A 21,679-nucleotide genomic window follows, 5' to 3' on the forward strand; every position below is an offset into this window, starting at 1 on the left:
CCGTATGGTGCGCCGCGCGAACATGGGCTTTTCCATAGCAGGCGGCCGGGGGGAGCGCAAAGGTCGAAAAACCTTTCCGGTCGTTCCGGACGCCGCGCCGTCGGCGATCCGGAATCCCAACATTCAACGATAATTCGTGAACGAGATTTCGGGGTTCGCGCCGCCGGCCTGCTCGGGGCATTACCCGATGGCGCCGAGTTTCGGAAACGCGTCGGGCGCGGCCGCGAGCATCGCCCGTGCGACGGCCGCATCGCCGTCCATCCGGCGCACCAGCGCCTTGACGCTGTCGAATTTCAGCTCGTCACGGATGAAGCCGATGAAGGCCGCGTCCAGCGTGGTCCCGTAGAGGTCGCCCGTGAAGTCGAACAGGAACACTTCGAGCAGCGGCGCGCCGTTGTCGAAGGTCGGGCGGCGGCCGAAGCTCGCGACGCCGTCGAAGCGCTCCATCCCCCGACCGACCCGCACGGCGTAGACGCCGTGCCTGAGGCCGCAATCCTTGTCGAGGCGGATATTGGCGGTGGGATAGCCGAGCCCCGCGCCGCGCTTGTCGCCATGGATCACCTCGCCGGTCACGAACCAGGGTCCGCCGAGCATGGCGGTGGCGTCCGCGATCTGGCCCTCCGCCAGCGCCATGCGGATCGCGCTGGACGACACGGGCCGCTCATCGATGTCGATATGGGGCTGCACGTCGACCTCGATGCCGAAGCGCGTCGCCTCGCTCGCCAAAAGGCTGGGCGAACCGACCCGGCCCTTGCCGAAATGGAAATCGTATCCGACGGCGATGCCGCTGACGCCGAGGCGATCAATCAGATCATGGTGAATGAAATCCTGCGCCGTGGTGCCCGCTCGCGCGGCGTCGAAGGTCATGACCACGGCCCCGGCGAGGCCCGCTCCAGCCAGCAGCCGCAGCTTGCTGGTCTCGTCGGTCAGGCGGAATTGCTGGGTGTTCGGGCTGAAGAACTTTCGCGGATGCGGCTCGAAGGTGACCGCAAGGGCCGGCCTGTTGCGGGAACGGGCCATCTGAAGCGCCGCCGAGATCACCGCGCGATGGCCGAGGTGAACGCCGTCGAAATTGCCCATCGCCACCACCGACCCTTTTGGGATCGTTTTGGCAGGGGCGGCGTCGCGGATGATGATAAATCGGGAGGTCATTACCGTTCGTTGATGTGTGGGGGACCGCGTGAAGTCAAGCGCGGCTCGCCGGCTTTCGCGCGCGGTCCGTCGGAATCCGCGTCCAGTTAACACCCTGTTTAACGGCTGGTGATAAGCATGAGGACCGACCCCGAGGTCAGGACCGGCCAACACCGGATGCTGTCCTCCAGGATCGCTCGCTCCGGCGGGCTTCGACGATTCCTCACACATAGAACGTGACGTGCAGGGGGGCTCAGCATGGCGGTTGATTTGTCAATGTCGGTTCTGGTGGTAGACGACTACAACACCATGATCCGCATCATCCGAAATCTTCTCAAGCAGCTTGGGTTCGAGAACATCGACGATGCCAGCGACGGGTCGGCGGCGCTGAACAAGATGCGCACCAAGAAATACGGTCTGGTGATTTCCGACTGGAACATGGAACCGATGACCGGCTACGATCTTCTCAAGGAAGTTCGCGCCGACGCCAATCTCGCGATGACGCCGTTCATCATGATTACGGCGGAGTCGAAGACGGAGAACGTCATCGCCGCCAAGAAGGCCGGGGTGAACAACTACATCGTCAAGCCGTTCAACGCGGCGACGCTGAAGAACAAGATCGAAGCGGTGTTCCCCGACAACGTCCCGGCGTAATCGCCGGCGGGTTTCGAGCTGACGTCGTTTCGATTCCTGCTCCGACGATATGGTGTCCGTCATGCCCGTGCTTGTCACGGGCATCCACGTCTTATCGGAATGTCGATCTTCTTTACCTCTCCCCGATGGGGAGAGGTCGGCACGCAGTGCCGGGTGAGGGGGTAAACTCGCGAGGCTTCACCCCCTCACCCCGACCCTCTCCCCGTGGGAGAGGGAGTTCGCTGTGCCCGCTGATGCGTTTCCATCTAAATATGAATTTGCTCTGGCGGTGGTTCAGCAAGAAAGACGTGGATGGCCGGGACCATAGGCGTTCGACAGAACGCCGTTCTTCGAACGGCCGAAAGCGCGTTTACGCGCGTCTTCGACGCGCTATGGCCGGCCATGACGAACGGAAATCGCAGCGTTCACCGAGAAGTCTCTCAGAAGCAAGTCCCTACCACTTCAGTTCGCGCATCAGCGCCAGCGGCGGATGGCCGAACAATTCCTTGACCGAGGCCGGATCGAGCTGGTCGACGCCGGCGAATTCCTCGGAATGGATGCCGCGCGTCAAAAACAGCAGGTCGATGCCGAAAGCGTGCGCGCCCGTCAGGTCCGTACGCACGGAATCGCCGATCGCGAGCACCCGGTCGAGCTGCGTATCCTTGCCGCGCCGTTCCCGCGCCAGCGCCATCGCGCGTTCGTAGATCGGCCGGTGCGGCTTGCCGTAAAAGATTACCTCGCCGCCCAGCTCGCGATAGAGTTCGGCGATGGCGCCGGCGCAATAGAGCAGCCGGTCTCCGCTTTCGACGACGATATCGGGGTTGGCGCAGATCAACGGCAGCCTGCGCTCGCGCGCCTGCATCAGCAGGGTGCGATAGTCCTCGGCGGTTTCGGTCTCGTCGTCGAACGGGCCGGTGCAGACGATGTAGTCGGCGTGCTCGATCGGCGCGAGCACCGGGTCGAGGCCGCGATAGATCGAGCTGTCGCGCTCGGGGCCGAGCCAGTAAACCGCCTTGCCCCGATGCTCGGCGACGTAGTTGCGCGCCAGATCGCCTGACGAAGCGATGGCGTCGTAGGTGTCGTCGGGCACGCCGAACTTGCGCAATTGCCGCTGCACGGCGTCGGCCGGGCGCGGCGCGTTGGTGATGAGGATGACGGCGCCGCCCTTGTCACGGAACGTTTTCAGCGCCGCGCAGGCCTCGGGAAACGACACGAGACCGTTGTGAACCACGCCCCAGATGTCGCTGAGCACCACGTCCCTTCCGGCCGCGAGGTCGCGCAGGTGGTCGACGTAACGAAGGGCCCTCATCTCGGAACGGATGCTTTCAGGCTGCGCCGCCGGCGCGGCGCACCAGTGCGGCGGCGCCGGTCAGGCGGGGCTGATAGTCGGACTTGATTGCGCCGGCCTTCGTCTTGTCGGCTGGGCTTGCGGCCGCATCCGGACGCAGCGGCCGGGGCGCGGCGAACAGGAAACCCTGGCCGAAGCGGACCTCGTAGTCGAGCAGATCGACCACAGCCCGTTCGTCTTCGATCCGTTCCGCGATCAGGTCGATGCCGAACCGTCCGAGCAGATCGGAAATGTCGGCCGGATGGATATCGGAGGCCGCCATTCGTTTCTGGTCCAGAAGGAGCGAGGCCGGCACCTTGATGAAGCGGACGCCGCGGTCGGCCAGTTCGCGCGGCTCCATGCGCAGGTCGTTCACATGGTCGATGGAGAACCGGTAGCCGCGCTGCGCCAGTGCGGCGAGGTGCTCGCTTTCGGTGGCGCCGAGACCGCGCAGCGTGCTGTGCCTGAATTCGAGGATCAGCGAAGGCGCCAGGGCGCGATTGGCCTCCAGAAATTCGAGACACTTCGCGAACGCGGCGCGATTGCCAAGCGTCGCCGCGGCGACGTTGCAGAACAGGGCGGCATCCTTGTTGCGCTGCTGAAGCCGGCGCAGCACCTCCGCGCAGCGCGCGATCACCATGTTGTCGATGCGTCCCATCAGACCGGCCGCTTCGGCGGCGGGAATGAAATCGCCGGCGGCAAGAGGTGCTCCGCTGGCATCGCGCAGCCGCACCACGGCTTCGTAGTAGCGCGTCTTGCGCTGTGGAAGCGTGACGATCGGCTGCAGGAAGATGTCGATGCTGTTGGCCTCGATGGCGTCCTTGATCGTCGTCAGGACGGGCGTGTCGTTGCGGTTTGGCGTGGAACTCGTTCCGGCCGGCCGGGCGGGAGCAGGCGCCGCAACCCATATCGGAGGCGGGGGGTCGACCGTCTGCGGCGGGGCAGCCGGCGGCAGCGCCGCCAGCATGTCCTCATGGACGGCAACCGAGGCCGCGAGCTGCCTGACCAGCCCGCCAAGCTCGCTGATTTCCCCGAGCGCGGACTGGAGTCCCGATTGAATGCGGTCGTGCGCGGCGGAATTGGGGGAGACCGTCCTGCTCTCGACCGCCGCGAGGCGCCGCCCGAACTCGCCGACCTGACGGGCGAGGTCGGCGATGCCCTGCGACAGATCTGCGATCTGGCCGTCGACGTCGCTGCGGTCGCGCATCCGCGTCGACACCGCGTTGTAGAGAATGAGGAAGGTCAGGGCGGCCAGCGCCACGACGGCGGCTTCAGACGCGCGCAGGTTCGTCAGCGAATAGAGCACGAGGCCGAGCGAGCCCGAGACCAGCACCATGCAGACGGCAACGAAAATCGTGGAGATACGGATCATCTGGCGCGATAAAGGCTCCCGCCGCCGGATGATTTCCGGCGCTTTCGGACCGTCACACTACCATTATTGGTGATTCGGCGGACAGTCTTCTACCTTTTCCGCCGGAATCGGACCAATCGCTCAGGCGACGGCGCGAATCACCCTGGCGACCTTGTCGATGATCTCGCCGATCTGGTCGTCGCTGACGATCAGCGGCGGGGTCAGCGCCAGCGTGTCGCCGGCGATTCGCATCATCACGTCGTGGTCATGAAACCCGCTTCGGAGCGCGGCGAAACCGCGGTCGCCGGGCCCGTTCTGGTTGGGCGCGAGATCGATGCCCGCCGTGATCCCGACGGTGCGGATGTCCACCACATTGGGCTCGTTGCGCAGGCTCATCACCGCGTCCGCGAATGTCGGCTCCAGGTCCCTGGCGCGCTCGAACAGTTTTTCGTCGCGATAGATGTCGAGGGTGGCGAGGCCGGCGGCGCAAGCCAGCGGGTGCGCCGAATAGGTGTAGCCGTGGAACAGTTCCACGGCGTTCGGCGGTCCGGCCATGAAGGCCTCAAAGACGGTATCGCGCACCAGTACGCCGCCCATCGGAGCCGCGCCGTTGGTGACTCCTTTCGCAAATGTGATCATGTCCGGCAGCACGCCGTAGCGCTCGGCGGCGAACGGGTAGCCGAGCCGGCCGAAGCCGGTGATGACCTCGTCGAAGATCAGGAGGATGCCGTGCTTCCGGGTGATCTCGCGCAGCCGCTCGAGGTAGCCCTTGGGCGAGGGAAGCACGCCGGTCGATCCCGCCATCGGCTCGACGATAACGGCGGCGATGGTGTTGGCGCCGTGCAGGCCGACGAGGCGTTCCAGTTCGTCGGCGAAATGCGCGCCGTAATCAGGCTCGCCCTTGCTGAACGCCTGCTTGTCGCGGTCGTAGGTGGATTGCAGATGGTCGACGCCGGTCAGCAGCGAGCCGAACATCTTGCGGTTGCTGACGATGCCGCCGACCGAGGTGCCGCCGAAGCCGACGCCGTGATAGCCGCGCTCGCGGCCGATCAGGCGGATGCGGCTGCCCTGGCCGTTGATCTGGTGATAGGCCAGCGCGATCTTCAGCGCGGTGTCGGCGGCCTCCGAACCAGAATTGCAGAAGAACACGTGATCGAGGCCCTTCGGCGCCAGCGCGGCGACGCGGTTCGCAAGCTCGAACGCCTGCGGAATGCCGAACTGGAACGGCGGCGCGAAGTCCAGCGCCTCGGCCTGCCTGCCGATCGCCGACGCGATTTCCGCGCGGCCGTGGCCGGCATTGCAGCACCACATGCCGGCGGCGCCGTCGATGATCTTGCGGCCGTCGGTTGAGAAGTAGTGCATGCCCTTGGCGCCGGCGATCAGCCGAGGCGCCGCCTTGAAGGCGCGGTTGGCGGTGAACGGCATCCAGAACGCGGCCAGATCGTTCGGCGCGGGCGGGGCGGGGCTCTTGTCTAGCATCGGAGGCCTCTTCTTTTCGGCTCGGCATGTTTGGCGGCAGCCTAACCCTTTTTTGCAAGGCTGCGAAATGCGGTTTGCCGCATCGAGCCATGTGCGCCCGAACGTTGCGCGAATCGTGCTCGGAGCGTCCGCGGCGCGCGCGGCTGCGGCGGCTCTGGAGCCGGAGAACCGTCCGCGCACGTATATACCATCTTTAGTATATGATACGTTCATTTACACTTAATGGTTGTGTGGCTTAGTACGCCGCATGACAGGCTTCGCACCACGTCCGGATTTTTTTGACCTTCGACGCTTTGCGCGCGGCTCCCATGGGGCATCCGCGGTCGAGTTCGCGATGCTGCTGCCGCTGTTCCTGGTACTGGTGTTCGGCATCGTCGTGTTCGGCGCCTACCTCACCATGGTGCACAGCGTGCAGCAGCTCGCCGCCGAGGCGGCGCGCTGCTCGGTCGCGGGCCTGAGCGAGAGCGAGCGCGTCAGCCTTGCCGAAAATTACGTCACCGCGAACGCCGGGTCCTATCCGCTGTTGCAGCCGAGCCATCTCACGGTGAGCGCGGCGATCTCGGGCAGCGACGTCTTCATCGTTACCGTCAATTACGACGCCTCGGGCAATTTCATCTACACGCTGCCGTTCGTGCCGTCGCCGCCGTCGACCATCGCTCGCTCGGCGGCGATCCCGTTCGGCGGCTTTTGAGGAGACGCACGATGCAAAACCTGCTTCGGCGCTTTGTCTCGGATACGCGCGGCAATTTCGCGACCCTGGGGGCCGCGTGCATGGTGCTGGTGATCGGCTGCGCCGCGCTCGGCGTCGACGTCGGTTCGATCTATGCCGACCGCCGCAAGTCGCAGAGCGCGGCGGACCTTGCGGCCATCGTCGCCGCCGGCAACCTCGGCAAGGCCGAGAGCGCGGCCGCCGCCACCGTGACAGCCAACGGCTATCCGGCGAGCGCACTGGTGTCGGTCGAACTCGGCAGCTACACGCCGGATGCCGCGCTAGCGCCGCAGGCGCGCTTCGTCACGCCCGCGACCGGGGTCGCCAATGCGGCGCGGGTGACGCTGCGCACCGAAACTCCGCTCTATTTCGCGCGCATGTTTACCGGAGGACGCAGCCACTTCGACATCACGACCAGAGCGACGGCTGCGAGCACCGCGCTCGCCTCGTTCGCGATCGGCTCGCGTCTGCTCGCGCTCAACGGCGGCCTGCTCAATGCGATGCTCGGTCCCATGTTGGGGACGACGCTGTCGCTGTCGGCGATGGACTATCAGGCGTTGATCGACGCCCACATCGATGCCTTCGATTTCTTGAACGCGCTGGCGACGCGGCTCGACCTGACAGGCGGCACCTACGACTCGGTGCTGTCGGGCGACGTGAAGGTCGCCGACATCGTTGCGGCCATGTTGAGCGCGCAGCAGGCGGCGAACGGCTTGAACGCCGCGACGACGGCGCTGTCGAACATCTCGCTGGCGCTCGCCGGGCTGACCACCACGATCGTGCCGGGGAAGCTGATCGACGTCGGCCCCTATTCGGCGATGACGGTCGGCTCGAAACCGAAAACCGGCGTCAGCGCGTCGCTGTTCGACCTGCTGTCGGCGACGGGCGCGATCGCCAACGGCGCCAACCAGATCGCGGCTTCGGTCGATTTCGGCCTGCCCGGCATCGCCGCCGTCTCGGTCGTGGCGACGATCGGCGAGCATCCGCAAGGCAGAAGCTGGATGACGGTGGGGACCGAAGGCGCAAGCGTTCATACCGCGCAGACGCGGGTCCTGGTGACGATCAGGCTGCTCGGCAGCGGCGCGGTGTCGGCCGTCAATTTGCCGGTCTATGTCGAGATCGCGTCCGGGACCGCAACGCTCGATAACGTGAGTTGCGGACGTCCGGATGTCACGGCTTCCAGCGTCGTCCTCGGCGTCACCCCCGGCGTCGTCGATGCCTGGATCGGCAACGTCTCAATGGCTGACATGACCAACTTCACCAGCAAGCCCGATCCGGGCGCGGCGACGCTGGTCAATCTCGGCGCGGTCACCGTGACCGGCCGCGCCCATGCCGGCATGGGAAACACCACGCCGACACCGGTGACCTTCAGTTATGCCGACATCGCCGCGCAGACCAAGAAGACCGTGACGACCACGGATTTCACCTCGTCGCTGACCGCGAGCCTGCTCGGCGATCTCTCGCTCAAGGTCAATGTCGGGCCGCTGGGCCTGCCGGTCCCCGGCCTCGGGCCGGCCGTGACGGGAATCATCGGCGGCGCCACAGCGTCGATCGATCAGGTGCTGGCGCAGGTTCTGGCGACGCTCGGCGTCGGCATCGGGCAGGCGGATGTGTGGGTCTCAGGCATCCGCTGCGACGGCGCGGTGCTGGTGAATTGAAATCGGTGGGAATGCTGTCATCGTCATGCCCGGCCTTGTGCCGGGCAGCCACGTCTTGAGGGTGATCAGCAAGGAGCTGGCCGGGACATAGGCGAGCGGAAGCGACGCCGTTCTTCGAACGGCTGGGCCCGGCCATGACGTATTGAGGCTTCTGCCTTGCCCGCCCGCGCTTCGGCTGCTAACCCCTGCGCTGTTCGTTGACAATTTACACAGGTGCTAATTGTCAACAATCGCCGGTGTGAAGTCATGTCCGACAAGAAACCGAAAAAGCCGCAGAAACTTCGCGCCCGCCTGCCGCGCGGGCTGGAGGATCGCGGCCCCGCCGCGATTGCCGCCACCCGCGCGATGACCGACAAGATCCGCGCGGTCTATGAGCGCTACGGCTTCGAGCCGGTGGAAACACCCGCGATGGAATACACCGATGCGCTCGGCAAATTCCTGCCCGATCAGGACCGGCCGAACGAGGGCGTGTTCTCCTTCCAGGACGACGACGAGCAGTGGATCAGCTTGCGCTACGATCTCACCGCGCCGCTCGCGCGTTACGTCGCGGAGAATTTCCAGAATCTCGCGCTGCCCTATCGCAGCTATCGCGCGGGCTACGTGTTCCGCAACGAGAAGCCCGGACCGGGACGCTTCCGCCAGTTCATGCAGTTCGACGCCGATACGGTCGGCAGCGCGTCGCCCGCCGCCGACGCCGAGATGTGCATGATGGCCGCCGACACCATGGAGGCGCTCGGCATCCCGCGCGGGCAGTATGTGGTGAAGGTGAACAACCGCAAGGTGCTCGACGGCACTCTTGAAGGCTTAAGCCTTGGCGGTGATGAACACGCACAAACGCGCCTTACAATTTTGCGCGCGATCGACAAGCTCGATAAATTTACCGAATTGGACGTTCATCTGCTGTTGACTATTGGTCGCAAGGACCCGTCGGGTGATTTCACTAAGGGCGCTGGTTTAATAGACGAGCAGGCGGAAAAAATCTTGAGCCGCCTGCGACGTAATAGCGACACGAACGAGCAGACGCTGGATAGTATTCGCGGGTCGGCGGACGAGACAGCAACCCACCAAACCGGTGTTCAAGAATTGGAAGAAATTGCAAAACTTCTGTACTCGGCGGGGTACAAGGAAGACCGCATCCGCATCGATCCCTCCGTCGTGCGTGGCCTCGAATACTACACCGGCCCGGTCTACGAAGTTGAGCTTCTGCTCGAGACCAAAGACGAGAAGGGCCGCCCGGTGCGGTTCGGCTCGGTCGGCGGTGGCGGGCGCTATGACGGCCTCGTCTCGCGCTTCCGCGGCGAGCCGGTGCCTGCAACAGGCTTCTCCATCGGCGTGTCGCGGCTGCAGGCTGCGCTCACGATGCTCGGCAAGCTGGACACCAGGCCGCAAGCAGGGCCGGTAGTCGTCACCGTGTTCGGCGGCGACATCGCGGGCTACCAGAAAATGGTGTCGGACCTGCGCAATGCGGGAATCCGCGCCGAGCTGTATCTCGGCAATCCCAAACATTCGCTCGGCCAGCAGATGAAATACGCCGACAAGCGCCATTCGCCGTGCGCGATCATTCAGGGCAGCGACGAAAAGGCCAACGGCAAGGTCCAGATCAAGGACCTGATCGCGGGCGCCGGGCTGACCTCGATCGAGGATCGCACCGAGTATCTGAAGAAGCAGGCCGAGGCGCAGATCGAGGTCGGCGAAAGCGATCTCGTCGCGGAGGTGCGCAAGATTCTTGATAAGCACGATGTGAAGTGGGGGTGATCGTGCCGGGCGTCCACCTTGCTGGATGTGAAGACCTGACAGAGAAAGACGTGGATGGCCGGGGTCCCATAGGCGAGCGAAGCGACGCCGTTCTTCGAACGGCTATAGGCGAGCGAAGCGACGCCGTTCTTCGAACGGCTATAGGCGAGCGAAGCGACGCCGTTCTTCGAACGGCTATGCCCGGCCATGACGTCGGAAGGTCGAGCAAAAGCCAGGGACCGTTCCCCCGCAAGGCGAGAGGAAGGGCGCGCGTGCGCTACTTCGGCGCCATCGACTTGAATTTTTCGAGGTCGCGCATGTTCATCTTGAAGCCGCCGGGCATGACGACATCGCCGGGCCTCTGACCTTCCTTGCAGGGGCCGGTCCATGTCGCCGCCATGGTGATCTTGCTGTCGCGGGTTCCGAACCTGCCGCCCTCGCTGCGCGAGGTGACGTTCACCGTATAGGCGGAGTTGAAATCGCCCGAGGTTTCGGCATGCGACGTCACGGTCGCGCCGGCCATGGTGCAGACCGAATCCATGACGTACCCGGTTGCCGTTTTCCGGACGTCGGTCTTCGAGCAGTTCTGCCTGGCGGAAGGGGCGAATTCCGAGGTGAACTCGCGGTCCACGGCTTCGCTGGTGCATTGCTGGATCGTCACGGCCGGCATCTTGGCGCCGTCGTGGTCGACCTTGATGTCCCATAGCCCGGCCTTGCGCAGCGGCAATTGCACGTCCGCCGATGCCGGCGCCGCGCAGAAAAGCAGCAGCGGCAGCAAGGAAATCGAGAATCGAAGAGACCGTCGCATCGCAGACTCCGTCAAAAGATCGGGGCTCGCAAACATAGGATCGGAGACCGGCTCAGTAACGGGTCCGCAGCGGAGGCTGGTCGGGGCCATAGGGCACCCAGCGGCAGGCGAACGAGATGTAGCCGCCCGGATAGGCCTGGACGCCGAGGAACTTCGCCACCTTGCCGTAGCGCGCGCAGTGATCGAGCGCGATCACGCGGACGTCGGCGGTCCCGGCCAGCGAATAGGAGATGATCCCGCCGGTGTCGTTACCCTTGACCGGCGGTACCCAGTCGGCCCGTGCCGGTCCGCAAACCAGCGCGCCTGTCATCGCCGTCAGCAAAGCCGCTCCGATCAATCGCATCGTGGTCTCCATCGTTGCCGGTCAACTCTAGAACGCCGCGCGGCCCATGAAAAGAACGACAGGCCGGCGATATGGAGTTAGGCGGCGGGTGTGGCCGCACAGCACTTGACCTTGCGCGGGCTTCGCGGCACCGTCTCGAGCCTCGGATCACCTGCGGATGCTCCCCATGCGCAACCTTATCACATCATTGACGAAAGCCGGCCTCGGCGTGGCACTTGGCGCAGCGTTGGGACTGTTTGGCGGCCTGCCGGTCGCGCAGGCGGTCAATTTCCCTGTGTTCGGGCCGGGCTACGAGGGACGGGTGGCGAGTTGCGAGGCCGCGCTGCCGATCATCACATCGGAGTTCTGGGAGAAGGAAAGCACCTTCTGGAATTCTCCGCTGCGAATCACGGCCTATGGCGGCGTCCACGAAACCGCGTTCCGGCCTCGGCAGTCCGACAATATCCCGCGCCGCTACTGCGCCGCCGATGCGATGGTCAGCGACGGCAGGATCCGCACCGTGTATTATTCGATCATCGAGGATGGCGGATTTGCCGGCATCGGGCAGGGCGTCGAGTGGTGCGTGGTCGGCCTCGACCGCAACTGGGCCTACAACCCGGGTTGCCGCGCGGCGCAGCCTTAGAGGCATTCCGGCCTTGATGGAATCAAGGCCGGGCTCCAGCTTTTTGTTTTGACGCGTTTTCTTTACGCGAACCGGCATCCGCTTCGCTCGAAGACGCTATGGAGTTTTCCCGGCCGCTTCGGTCCGCTATGGTGGGCCGATATCTGTGTTGGCCGGACTCTCCGGCCGGGCTGGGGGTTGGACGTCATGAACTCGGTGTCTCGCGCGGCGGCCGCGGCTGTTCTGTCGTGGCTGATCCCGCTGACGGGGTGGACGGGCGACGCGACGGCGCAGGACAGTCGCCAGAACGCGCCGGGTGCGTTCGACTTCTATGTGTTGTCGCTGTCGTGGTCGCCGTCGTTCTGTGCGGCTGCGGCCGAGCGCGGCAACACCAGTCGGTCGCAGCAGAGCCAATGTGGCGGGCGGCCGTACTCTTTCGTTGTGCACGGCCTCTGGCCGCAATACGAGCACGGCTTCCCCGATTATTGCCAGCGTCCTGCACCGCGGCTCGATCGTCGTATCATGAGTTCGATGCTGGATCTGATGCCTGCCCCCGGCCTGATCTACAGCGAGTGGGACAAGCACGGCACCTGCTCGGGCCTCGGTGCGCAGGCCTATTTCGAGACCGTCCGCAAAGCCCGCGCCGCCGTGAAGATTCCCGCGGAGTTCCTCCATCTCGCCGCGCCGAAGAGCATTGCTCCCGACGATATCGAGAACGCTTTCATCAAGGACAATCCCGGACTCAGTCATTCGGCGATCGCGGTGATCTGCGACCGGACCCGGCTCAGCGAGGTGCGGATCTGCATGAACAAGGATCTGCAGTTCCGCGCTTGCGAGGAAATCGACCGCCGTGCCTGCCGCAAGGACCAGGTCGTGCTGCCGCCGATGCGCGGAGGATAATATTTCGCTCGCTTGGACGCGTGTTGCATCGCCGCCGGCAATATGACGTCATTGCCGGGCATGGCCGTTCGAAGAACGGCGTCGCTTCCGCTTGCCTGTGCCGGCAATCCATCTTCTTTTCGAGAGAGGGATTGCCGGATCAGGTCCGGGCATGACGGGATTGATTCGACCAGCACCAAAGAATCCATCGCCCATGAACTACCGCCACGCCTTCCATGCCGGAAACTTCGCCGACGTCGTCAAGCATATCGTGCTGGTCCGCATCCTGACCTATCTGCACGGGAAGCCGGCGGCGTTCCGCGTCATCGACACCCATGCCGGCGCCGGCGTTTACGACCTCTCCGGTGCTGAAGCGGCGCGCGGCGGCGAGTGGCTGACCGGAATCGCGCGGCTGATGCAGGCTCGGTTTTCGGACGCCGCCGGTCCGTTGGTCGCGCCCTATCTCGATATCGTCAGGGCCTTCAATCCGCAGCGCGGCCTGCGATCCTATCCGGGGTCGCCGCTGATCGCGCGCGCGTTGCTGCGGCCGCAGGATCGTCTGGTGGCTTGCGAACTCGAACCCGTCGCCCGCAAGCATCTGATCGCAGCGCTGCGCCGCGACACCCAGGCCAACGTGGTCGATCTCGACGGCTGGATGGCGCTCTCCGCTTTCGTGCCGCCAAAGGAGCGGCGCGGGCTGGTGCTGATCGATCCGCCGTTCGAGCAAAAGGATGAGTTCGAACGGCTCGCTTCCGGATTCGCGGGCGCCTTCGCGAAATGGCCGACCGGCTGTTACCTGATGTGGTACCCGGCGAAAAGACGCCGGCCCGCGGACGATCTTGCCCACAGGGTCGGCGTCGCGGCCGGTGGCGACGCGGACAAATGCTTGCGATTGGAATTCAGCGTCGCGCCGCAGACCCCGGACGGGCCGCTCACCTCGGCCGGGCTCCTGATCGTCAATCCGCCATGGACGTTGAGATCCGAGCTCAAGGCCATCCTGCCCGAACTGGAGAAGCCGCTGGGGCAGGGCGGTGCCGCGCGGTTCAGGCTGGAGGCGGCCTGGGGTTGAGCAGATCGCAGGCTTCAATTTCCTCGTAGTCAGTTCGCCAGGAACCGTATTAAGCTGCCGCCACTGCGGCTTGGCTATACGTTCCGCGTTCGTCGATGGAGACGGCCGGGTGACGATGCCTCGGATGTATGCCCGGTCGAAACAGGTTGACGGCTGGCGATGATCGCGACGGCGGCATCGTCCGGAGTGAATGTCAGGTCTCGTCGATGCGCGGGGGCGCGGCGGCGAATGCAATGCGGCGAGAGGAGTTTTGCCGATGGCCATGACTGGAACGGTCAAGTTCTTCAACGGGGAGCGCGGCTACGGCTTTATCAAGCCCGACGATGGCGGCCGCGACGTCTTCGTTCATATCACGGCTGTGGAACAGGCCGGATTGAAGGAGTTGTCCGAAGGACAACGCGTCACATTCGAGATCGAGCCGGACAAGAAGGGCAAGGGCCCCAAGGCGGTCAATCTCGTGATGTCGTCCTGACCGGAGCCCGCGCCGCGCGGCGTTCGTTCTGCGAGGCGCGTGAACCGTGGCGTTTTCCGTCACGCAAAAAATCCCGGCCGTGGGGGCCCGGAGTTTGAAGCGGCTTATGTCTGATTGAACGCGCCGCCCGCGTCCGTCATGCCCGCACTTGTTGCGGACATCCACGCCTTTGCGTCCGGCTCTACAGGAAAGACGTGATTGCCGGGACAAGCCAGGCCATGACGAATCGGTTCGTTCCGTCAAACGCAAATCGCGAAACGCGTCAGAAATGATAGTTCACGCCCGCGCGGACCAGTCCGAACTGATAGCTGTTGGGAGCGCCGGTGATCGAGAAGTTGCTGCTCGACAGGTCGACGTAGAGATATTCAACCTTCGCGGTCCAGTTCTGGTAGATGCCGAATTCGGCGCCGACGCCCAGCGTCCAGCCCGCATTGGCGTGGGATTCCGACAGGCCGAAGGTTTCGGCGCGCAGTTCGCCGAAGGCGAGACCGCCGGTGCCATAGACCAGGACGTTGTTGAAGGCGTAGCCGAGGCGGCCGCGCGCCGTGCCGAACCAGGGATTGGAGAATTTCCACGGCGCAAAGGTATCGTCGGCGCCGCTCGCCTCGAGGTCGCCTTCGAGGCCGAACACCAGCGGCCCGCTCTGCCAGTTGTAGCCGGCCTGGACGCCGCCGAATACGCCGTCCGGCTTCGTGGCGCTGTTCTGGACGCTGCCCCAGGCATAACCGAGGTTGCCGCCGAGATAGGGACCCGCCCAGCTAAAGGCATTGAGCGGTTGATTGACCGTGTAGGGCGAGCGGTAAGAGAAATCCGCGGCCTGCGCGGTGCCGATCAGCGCCGTCGACGCCACGGCTGCCAATGCTGCGATCGTTATTCTGCTCATCTCGACTCTCCAACCCCTTGCCGTCGTTCCCGTCGCAACGCCGCGAGCCAATCCGTACGGTTACGAATTTCGAAACATCGTGCGTAGGATTTATCGAAAGTTTTAAGTTAAGCGGCTCTTAAGGCGGCGCCCCGGCCGTCTCTTGTTCTTAAAAAAGTGTTACCGCCGTGGCGGCGCCGGTAATCGGCGGCGCTGTCTTTGCACGCCGGTCCATCCGCCGTCGCTGGCATCGGTGGGTTTCATCGCTTAACTGGTATTCATGACGACCGATTCCTCCGATCCCGCCAAACCGGCCAGAGCCGGACAACCGCCTGGTTCCGGCGCGGACATGCCGCAGCAGGAGGGGCAGGCGACCGGGCCGGATGTCGATCCGGCGACCGTGATCGAGACGGAGGAGGACGACGAGGAGCGGCTGCCCGACATTCCGGACGAGCCGGCTGACGGTATCGCGGAGGGCCCGCTCGCGGTCGGCCGCGCGGCGATCGCGCGCGCCGTCCGCCATGCGCCCACTTCGCCGGGCGTCTACCGCATGATGAATGCCGCGCACGACGTGCTCTATGTCGGCAAGGCCAAGAACGTGCGAAAGCGCCTGTCGTCCTATGCGCGGCCGACGGGCCAGGTGATGCGCATCGCGCGCATGATCGCGGCGACGTGCGCTGTCGAGATCATATCGACGGGGACGGAAACCGAGGCGCTGCTGCTCGAAGCGAACCTGATCAAGCAATTGCGGCCGCGCTTCAACGTGCAATTGCGCGACGACAAGTCGTTTCCCTATATCCTGATCACCGGCGATCACTGGGCGCCGCAGATCCTCAAGCATCGCGGCGCGCAGTCGCGGCCGGGTCGCTATTTCGGACCGTTCGCGTCCGCCGGCGCGGTCGGCCGCACCATCACCGCGCTGCAGCGCGCGTTCCTGGTGCGCTCCTGCACCGACTCGTTCTTCGAAAGCCGGACGCGGCCGTGTCTTTTGTATCAGATCAAGCGCTGCTCCGGTCCTTGCACCGGCGAGATCGATTTCCCGGGCTATACGGCGTTGGTGCGCGAGGCGACGGACTTCCTGTCCGGCCGCAGCCGCGCCGTGAAGGAGGACCTCGCCCGCGCGATGGAGCAGGCTTCAAACGACCTCGCCTTCGAGCGTGCGGCGCTCTATCGCGACCGGCTTGCCGCTCTGTCGGCGATCCAGTCGCAGCAGGGCATCAACCCCCGCACGGTGGAGGAGGCCGACGTGTTCGCGATCCATCAGGACGGCGGCTATTCCTGCGTCGAGGTGTTTTTCTTCCGCACCGGACAGAACTGGGGCAACCGCGCCTATTTTCCGCGTGCGGAAAAATCGTTCACCCCGGAGGAGGTGCTGGGCGCTTTCCTTGCCCAGTTCTACGACGACAAGCCGCCGCCGAAGCTGATCCTGCTGTCGCACCAGATCGAGGAGAGCGAGTTGCTGGCCGATGCCTTGTCGATCAAGGCCGGTCACAAGGTTGCGGTCGCGGTGCCGCAGCGCGGCGAGAAGAAGGAGCTGGTCGCGCACGCGCTGACCAATGCGCGCGAGGCGCTCGGCCGCAAGCTGGCCGATACCGCGACGCAGTCGCGGCTGTTGCAGGGTTTGGCGGCCGCCCTGGGTTTGCCGCATAGCCCGCGGCGCATCGAGGTCTACGACAACAGCCACATCCAGGGCACCAACGCGGTCGGGGCGATGATCGTCGCAGGCCCGGAAGGCTTTCTGAAAAATCAGTATCGCAAATTCAACATCCGCTCCGGGAACCTGACGCCCGGCGACGACTACGCGATGATGCGCGAGGTGTTGGAGCGCCGCTTCAAAAGGCTGTTGACGCAGAAAGTTGCCGGTCGGGACAAGGCCGATGAATCGGAGAAGGATTCAGTGCCGCAATGGCCGGATCTCGTGATCATCGACGGCGGCCTCGGCCAGCTCAATGCCGTCCGCGGGATTTTCGATGCGCTCGGGTTGAGCGGCGTGTCGCTGATGGCGGTTGCCAAGGGACCGGACCGCGATGCGGGCCGCGAAACCCTGTTCCTCCCGGATCGCCCGGCCATCAAGCTCGAACCACGCGATCCCATTTTGTATTTTATTCAGCGATTGCGCGACGAAGCGCATCGATTTGTCATAGGATCGCATCGAAAACTCCGTAAGAAGGATATCCGTGAAGCCGGGCTGCAGGAGGTTCCCGGCATCGGCCCGGCGCGCAAGCGTGCGCTGCTGCATCACTTTGGAACCTTGAAGGAAATCGAGCGAGCCTCGGTGACGGACCTTGGCAAGGTTCCGGGCATCAGCGCTGAGAGCGCCCGCAGAATCTTCGATTTTTTTCACCCTGGGCCGGCATGAAGATCGAATTTGTTATAATGTTCGGCAGCTTTTTTCGTATAAAGATCAACGGGTCAGGTTGCCGCTGAGGCGAAGCTGGCAAATTGCGCCGTGTGGCCGGTTGACGTTCGCGCCACGACAGTATTGGTAAGACGAAATGAACACTGCCACCAGCCAGGCGACTGCGAAGCACATGCTGTCGCTTCCGAATATTCTCACCTATGCCCGGATTGCCGCGATCCCGGTGGTCGTGGGCTGCGTCTATGCGCAGTCGATCATGGACGGGCCGCTGCGGCTGCGCTGGGTGGCGTTGGGGGTGTTTGCCGCGGCGGGCATCACCGATTTTCTCGACGGCTATTATGCGCGAATCTGGGATCAGCAGTCCGCCTTCGGCAAGATGCTCGATCCGATCGCCGACAAGCTCCTGGTTGCATCCTGCCTGCTGATGCTGGCCGCCGACGGCATCATCCACGGCTGGACACTGTGGGCGGCGATCGTGATCCTGTGTCGCGAGATTCTCGTATCGGGACTGCGCGAATATCTGGCGGGATTGCGCGTCAGCGTGCCCGTGACCAAGGTCGCGAAGTGGAAAACCACGGTGCAACTGGTGGCGATCGGTTTCCTGCTGGCGGGCGAAGCGGGCGATCTGATATTTCCGTTCGTGACCCAGATCGGGCTTCTGCTGTTGTGGGTCTCCGCGATCTTCACCATCTATACCGGGTGGGACTATTTCCGCGCCGGCATCCACCACGTCATCAAGGAGGATGAAAAATGAAGGTGCTGTATTTCGCCTGGGTGCGTGAGCGGGTCGGCAAGGCCGAGGAGGCGCTCGATCCGCCGCCGGCTGTTGCGACGGTCGCCGATCTGATCGCCTGGTTGTCGCAGCGGGGTGATGAATATGCTTATGCGTTCGACAAACCGAACGTGATCCGCGCCGCGATCGACCGGATGCACGTCAAGCAGGACACGGCCATCGCGGGCGCGCGCGAGATTGCGTTCTTTCCGCCGATGACCGGCGGCTGATCTGTAACAAGCGGCGTCGCCATGACCGTTCCCGTCACCATTCGCCTGCAGGAAGCCGACTTCGACGTCGCGCGGGAAGTCGCGGCGCTGTCGCGCGGCCGCACCGATATCGGCGCGGTCGTGACTTTCAGCGGCATCTGCAGAAGCGACCAGGCTGGTGGCGATGGCGGTGATGCGATCGCCGCGCTGATGCTTGAACATTATCCGGGCATGGCGGAGGAAGAGATCGCACGTCATGCCGAGGAGGCGCTGGCGCGCTGGCCGCTCACCGGCCTCACCGTCATTCACCGTTTCGGCCGGATCGTGCCTGGGGAAAACATCGTGCTCGTGGTGACGGCGTCGTCGCATCGTGAGGCGGCCTTTCATGCGGCCGAGTTCCTGATGGACTATCTCAAGACGCGGGCGCCGTTCTGGAAACGCGAGGAGGGTACCTCCGGGGCCGGTTGGGTCGACGCCCATGATCGCGACGATACCGCCGCAGCGCGTTGGGCCAAGTCCTGATGGCGAAGACCGCCGCGCGCGGCGGACGATCGAAGGTCGCGACCCGTACTTCAGCCAGAAAAAGCGGACCGGCGCAGGCACCGGCAAAAGCTGTAGACTCCTTCGCCGTCCGGACCGCCGCTCCCGAACTCGCGACGATTTTCGACTATGTTCGCTTCGCCGCTGCAAGGCTCAAACGTGCGCGCGTCGTCTTCGCGCATGGCACCACCGATCCGGTCGCCGAGGCGGCGTTCCTGGTCGGCGAGGCCATGCGCCTGCATCCGGACGAGGTGGAGGTGAACGCCGCGCGGCGCGTGCCGAAGGCGGCAGGCCAACGCATCCTCGACTGGGTCGAGCAGCGCATCGCAACCCGCAAGCCCGCCGCCTACCTCGTCAACAGGATGTATATGCGCGGGCTGCCTTTCCATGTCGACGAACGCGTGATCGTGCCGCGTTCGTTCATCGGAGAGCTTCTGGACTCGCATTTCGGCGGGGACGATATGCTGCGCTTGCGCGATCCCGCAACAGTGACCAGCGTGCTCGATCTCTGCACCGGCTCGGGATGCCTTGCCATTCTGGCCGCGCGCGCGTTTCCGAATGCGAGGATCGATGCGGCCGATCTGTCGGAAGACGCGCTCGCGGTCGCCGCGCGCAATGTGCGCGAGCACGGTCTGGAAAACCGTATCACGCTGGCGCAGGGCGACCTGTTCGCGGCGGTCGGTGGCAAGCGATACGATCTCATCATCTCGAACCCGCCCTATGTGGACGCGCAGGGCATGGCGGGTCTGCCGCGCGAATGCCTTGCGGAGCCGAGGATGGCGTTCGACGGCGGCGCCGACGGCATCGATCTTGTGCGGCGGATCGTCGACGGCGCCAAAGCTCACCTTGCGTCCGGCGGCGGACTTTTGTGCGAGGTCGGCCGCTGCAAGCCGGCGATCGGGAAGGCGTACCCTCGTGCCGATTTGCTCTGGCTCGACACAGAGGAGTCCGAAGGCGAGGTGTTCTGGATCGAGGCGGCCGCGCTTTGCTGATATTGATACTATGTGCGCATGGCAGCCGGTCGGCGCGGCAGATCGCCTCGCGCCTCCGGTCTCTGGCAAAGTCGCCGGAGTTCACTTAATTAAGGGCGATCCAGCGAACGACGCACGAAACCTCCGCCGAATACCGTCGGAGGTTTCGTCGTCCTGATATCGTTCTTCTGCCCAGTTGCCGTGTTTGATGATTGTGCCGCCATGCTTTTTGACGCCCGCCAGAGCGCGCTGTCGCGCGATTCCTGGCTCGGAGAATTCCGGGCGACGCTGACGCTTGGCTGGCCGCTGGTTCTCACCAATCTCGCGCAGATCGCGCTGACGACAACCGATGTCATCGTGCTGGGCCGCGTCGGTCCCTCCGCGCTGGCCGCCGGAACCCTTGGCGTCAACCTGTATTTCGCGATCCTGATTTTCGGCATCGGCGTCGTCACCGCGACGTCGCCGATGATGGCCGAGGCGTTCGGTCGCAAGCTGCATATGGTGCGCGACGTACGGCGGACATTCCGGCAGGGGATATGGGCGTCGGTTCTGATTGCGGTGCCGAGCTGGCTGGTGCTCTGGCATACCGAGGCGATCCTCATTCTGTTCGATCAGGAACCGCAGCTAGCGTCGGATGCTCAGGTGTTCGTGCGCGCATTGCAATGGGGCATGTTGCCGACGCTGGGTTTTATCGCGCTGCGCTCGTTCTTCGCCGCGCTGGAGCGGCCGTTATCGGCCATGCTGGTGACCGCGGCCGCGATCCTGTTCAACATCGCCGCGAACTGGGCGCTGGTGTTCGGTCATCTTGGTCTGCCGGCCCTCGGCCTGAGCGGGTCCGGCATCGCGACGACATCCTCCAACACCTTCCTGTTCGTCGGGCTGGTGCTGGTGGCGAGTTTTGGCCGCAAGTTTCGTCGCTTCCATCTGTTCGGCAACTGGTGGCGCGCCGACTGGCCGCGTCTTGTCATGCTGTGGCGCGTCGGTCTGCCGATCGGCGCCGCGCTCGCTTTCGAGATCACGGTGTTCAATGCCGCGGTATTCCTGATGGGACAGTTCGGCACGGCCTCGATCGCGGCTCACGCCATTGCCATTCAGATCGCGTCGGTCTCCTTCATGGTGCCGATGGGACTGTCGCAGGCGGCGACGGTGCGCGTCGGCCGCGCTTACGGCGCCGGCGACCGCGACGGGATCGCCCGCGCCGGATGGACCTCGTTCGCGCTGGCGATTGCCTTCATGACCGCGACCAGCGTGTTGATGATCGCCGCGCCGCGATGGCTGATCGGCGCGTTCGTCGACGTCAACGATGCGGCGAATGTCGAGGTGGTCGGGCTCGCGGTGTCGTTTCTGACCTGCGCGGCGGTGTTTCAGATTGCGGACGGTGCGCAGGTGGTGGGCGCGGGGATGTTGCGCGGCTTGCAGGATACCCGCGTGCCGATGATCTATGCCGGTCTTGGCTACTGGGGCTTCGGCATGCCATTGAGTCTGCTGTTTGCCTTCAGGCTCGGATTTCAGGGCACCGGCATCTGGATCGGCCTGGCGTCGGGCCTCGCGGCCGTGGCCATCCTGATGATCTCGCGCTGGATCAGACGTGAGCGGCTCGGTCTGGTGCCTCGAAAGGATATGCGATATCGCGAGATCCTGGCTGCTTGAATCCATCCGGCAATTCAAAATGGTCAAGAGAGCCTGTGGGTGCTGTCCAAGCTAGAGCGTTTTCAAGCGAAGTGGCGACCGGTTCGCGTAAAGAAAACGCGTCAGATCAAAATCATAGAGTC

General features: G+C 64.4%; 21 protein-coding genes. 14 read left to right on the forward strand and 7 right to left on the reverse strand.

What is annotated here, in order from left to right:
- Positions 1-180 precede the first annotated feature (180 nt).
- A complete protein-coding gene (locus tag ACMDCM_RS01900) occupies positions 181-1,152 on the reverse strand; it encodes a bifunctional riboflavin kinase/FAD synthetase (protein ID WP_412771984.1) in 972 nt (323 codons plus the stop codon).
- A 237-nt stretch (positions 1,153-1,389) separates the two neighbouring features.
- Here ACMDCM_RS01900 and ACMDCM_RS01905 point away from each other — a divergent pair, with 237 nt between their 5' ends.
- Positions 1,390-1,785, forward strand: coding sequence for a response regulator (locus ACMDCM_RS01905; protein ID WP_079447564.1), 396 nt, complete (start codon positions 1,390-1,392; stop codon positions 1,783-1,785).
- Between the two features lie 433 nt (positions 1,786-2,218).
- Here the strand turns inward: ACMDCM_RS01905 and ACMDCM_RS01910 are convergent, their stop codons facing one another.
- The 3 genes from ACMDCM_RS01910 to aptA all read right to left on the reverse strand — a co-directional run bounded on the left by ACMDCM_RS01910 (position 2,219) and on the right by aptA (position 5,921).
- Entirely contained in the window at positions 2,219-3,073 is an 855-nt protein-coding gene (locus tag ACMDCM_RS01910) for a TIGR01459 family HAD-type hydrolase (RefSeq protein WP_412771985.1), read from the reverse strand.
- Positions 3,074-3,089: 16 nt separating this feature from the next.
- On the reverse strand, positions 3,090-4,463 hold the full coding sequence (locus ACMDCM_RS01915) for an EAL domain-containing protein (protein WP_412771986.1): 1,374 nt from the start codon (positions 4,461-4,463) through the stop codon (positions 3,090-3,092).
- A 120-nt stretch (positions 4,464-4,583) separates the two neighbouring features.
- Positions 4,584-5,921 (reverse strand): omega-aminotransferase AptA, encoded by a 1,338-nt coding sequence (gene aptA, locus ACMDCM_RS01920; protein ID WP_412771987.1) that lies wholly within the window; start codon positions 5,919-5,921, stop codon positions 4,584-4,586.
- Positions 5,922-6,168: 247 nt separating this feature from the next.
- Between aptA and ACMDCM_RS01925 the strand changes: the two genes are divergently transcribed.
- From ACMDCM_RS01925 to hisS, 3 genes are all read left to right on the forward strand, one after another.
- Entirely contained in the window at positions 6,169-6,612 is a 444-nt protein-coding gene (locus ACMDCM_RS01925) for a TadE/TadG family type IV pilus assembly protein (RefSeq protein WP_412771988.1), read from the forward strand.
- Positions 6,613-6,623: 11 nt separating this feature from the next.
- Positions 6,624-8,288 (forward strand): TadG family pilus assembly protein, encoded by a 1,665-nt coding sequence (locus tag ACMDCM_RS01930; RefSeq protein WP_412771989.1) that lies wholly within the window; start codon positions 6,624-6,626, stop codon positions 8,286-8,288.
- Between the two features lie 246 nt (positions 8,289-8,534).
- Positions 8,535-10,043, forward strand: a complete 1,509-nt coding sequence (gene hisS / locus ACMDCM_RS01935) for a histidine--tRNA ligase (protein ID WP_412771990.1) — start codon at positions 8,535-8,537, stop codon at positions 10,041-10,043.
- A 256-nt stretch (positions 10,044-10,299) separates the two neighbouring features.
- Here the strand turns inward: hisS and ACMDCM_RS01940 are convergent, their stop codons facing one another.
- On the reverse strand, positions 10,300-10,830 hold the full coding sequence (locus ACMDCM_RS01940) for a DUF3617 domain-containing protein (protein WP_412771991.1): 531 nt from the start codon (positions 10,828-10,830) through the stop codon (positions 10,300-10,302).
- A 52-nt stretch (positions 10,831-10,882) separates the two neighbouring features.
- Positions 10,883-11,173, reverse strand: a complete 291-nt coding sequence (locus tag ACMDCM_RS01945; protein WP_412771992.1) for a hypothetical protein — start codon at positions 11,171-11,173, stop codon at positions 10,883-10,885.
- A 166-nt stretch (positions 11,174-11,339) separates the two neighbouring features.
- Here ACMDCM_RS01945 and ACMDCM_RS01950 point away from each other — a divergent pair, with 166 nt between their 5' ends.
- From ACMDCM_RS01950 to ACMDCM_RS01965, 4 genes are all read left to right on the forward strand, one after another.
- Positions 11,340-11,795, forward strand: coding sequence for a hypothetical protein (locus ACMDCM_RS01950; RefSeq protein WP_412771993.1), 456 nt, complete (start codon positions 11,340-11,342; stop codon positions 11,793-11,795).
- 186 nt (positions 11,796-11,981) lie between these two features.
- On the forward strand, positions 11,982-12,674 hold the full coding sequence (locus tag ACMDCM_RS01955) for a ribonuclease T2 family protein (RefSeq protein ID WP_412771994.1): 693 nt from the start codon (positions 11,982-11,984) through the stop codon (positions 12,672-12,674).
- 193 nt (positions 12,675-12,867) lie between these two features.
- Positions 12,868-13,722 (forward strand): 23S rRNA (adenine(2030)-N(6))-methyltransferase RlmJ, encoded by an 855-nt coding sequence (locus ACMDCM_RS01960; RefSeq protein ID WP_412771995.1) that lies wholly within the window; start codon positions 12,868-12,870, stop codon positions 13,720-13,722.
- Between the two features lie 256 nt (positions 13,723-13,978).
- Positions 13,979-14,194, forward strand: a complete 216-nt coding sequence (locus ACMDCM_RS01965; RefSeq protein WP_412771996.1) for a cold-shock protein — start codon at positions 13,979-13,981, stop codon at positions 14,192-14,194.
- A 262-nt stretch (positions 14,195-14,456) separates the two neighbouring features.
- On the opposite strand, the gene ACMDCM_RS01970 is transcribed toward ACMDCM_RS01965, so the two are convergent.
- Positions 14,457-15,077, reverse strand: coding sequence for an outer membrane protein (locus tag ACMDCM_RS01970; protein WP_412771997.1), 621 nt, complete (start codon positions 15,075-15,077; stop codon positions 14,457-14,459).
- Positions 15,078-15,336: 259 nt separating this feature from the next.
- Here ACMDCM_RS01970 and uvrC point away from each other — a divergent pair, with 259 nt between their 5' ends.
- The 6 genes from uvrC to ACMDCM_RS02000 all read left to right on the forward strand — a co-directional run bounded on the left by uvrC (position 15,337) and on the right by ACMDCM_RS02000 (position 21,557).
- Complete coding sequence (uvrC, locus tag ACMDCM_RS01975; RefSeq protein ID WP_412771998.1) at positions 15,337-17,415, forward strand: excinuclease ABC subunit UvrC; 2,079 nt, start codon at positions 15,337-15,339, stop codon at positions 17,413-17,415.
- Positions 17,416-17,551: 136 nt separating this feature from the next.
- Positions 17,552-18,169, forward strand: coding sequence for a CDP-diacylglycerol--glycerol-3-phosphate 3-phosphatidyltransferase (pgsA, locus tag ACMDCM_RS01980; RefSeq protein ID WP_412771999.1), 618 nt, complete (start codon positions 17,552-17,554; stop codon positions 18,167-18,169).
- Positions 18,166-18,417: a molybdopterin converting factor subunit 1 gene (moaD, locus tag ACMDCM_RS01985; RefSeq protein WP_412772000.1), complete on the forward strand. Its 252-nt coding sequence runs from the start codon at positions 18,166-18,168 to the stop codon at positions 18,415-18,417. Before pgsA ends, moaD begins: the two co-directional genes overlap by 4 nt.
- 21 nt (positions 18,418-18,438) lie before the next feature.
- On the forward strand, positions 18,439-18,918 hold the full coding sequence (locus ACMDCM_RS01990; RefSeq protein ID WP_412772001.1) for a molybdenum cofactor biosynthesis protein MoaE: 480 nt from the start codon (positions 18,439-18,441) through the stop codon (positions 18,916-18,918).
- Positions 18,918-19,928 carry a 50S ribosomal protein L3 N(5)-glutamine methyltransferase gene (prmB, locus tag ACMDCM_RS01995; protein WP_412772002.1) on the forward strand — a complete coding sequence of 337 codons (1,011 nt, stop codon included), beginning with the start codon at positions 18,918-18,920 and terminating at the stop codon, positions 19,926-19,928. Before ACMDCM_RS01990 ends, prmB begins: the two co-directional genes overlap by 1 nt.
- A gap of 201 nt (positions 19,929-20,129) precedes the next feature.
- Complete coding sequence (locus ACMDCM_RS02000; RefSeq protein ID WP_412772003.1) at positions 20,130-21,557, forward strand: MATE family efflux transporter; 1,428 nt, start codon at positions 20,130-20,132, stop codon at positions 21,555-21,557.
- The last annotated feature ends 122 nt before the right edge of the window (positions 21,558-21,679 follow it).

The sequence above is a fragment of the Nitrobacter sp. genome (assembly GCF_047149785.1).
Lineage (GTDB): Bacteria > Pseudomonadota > Alphaproteobacteria > Rhizobiales > Xanthobacteraceae > Nitrobacter.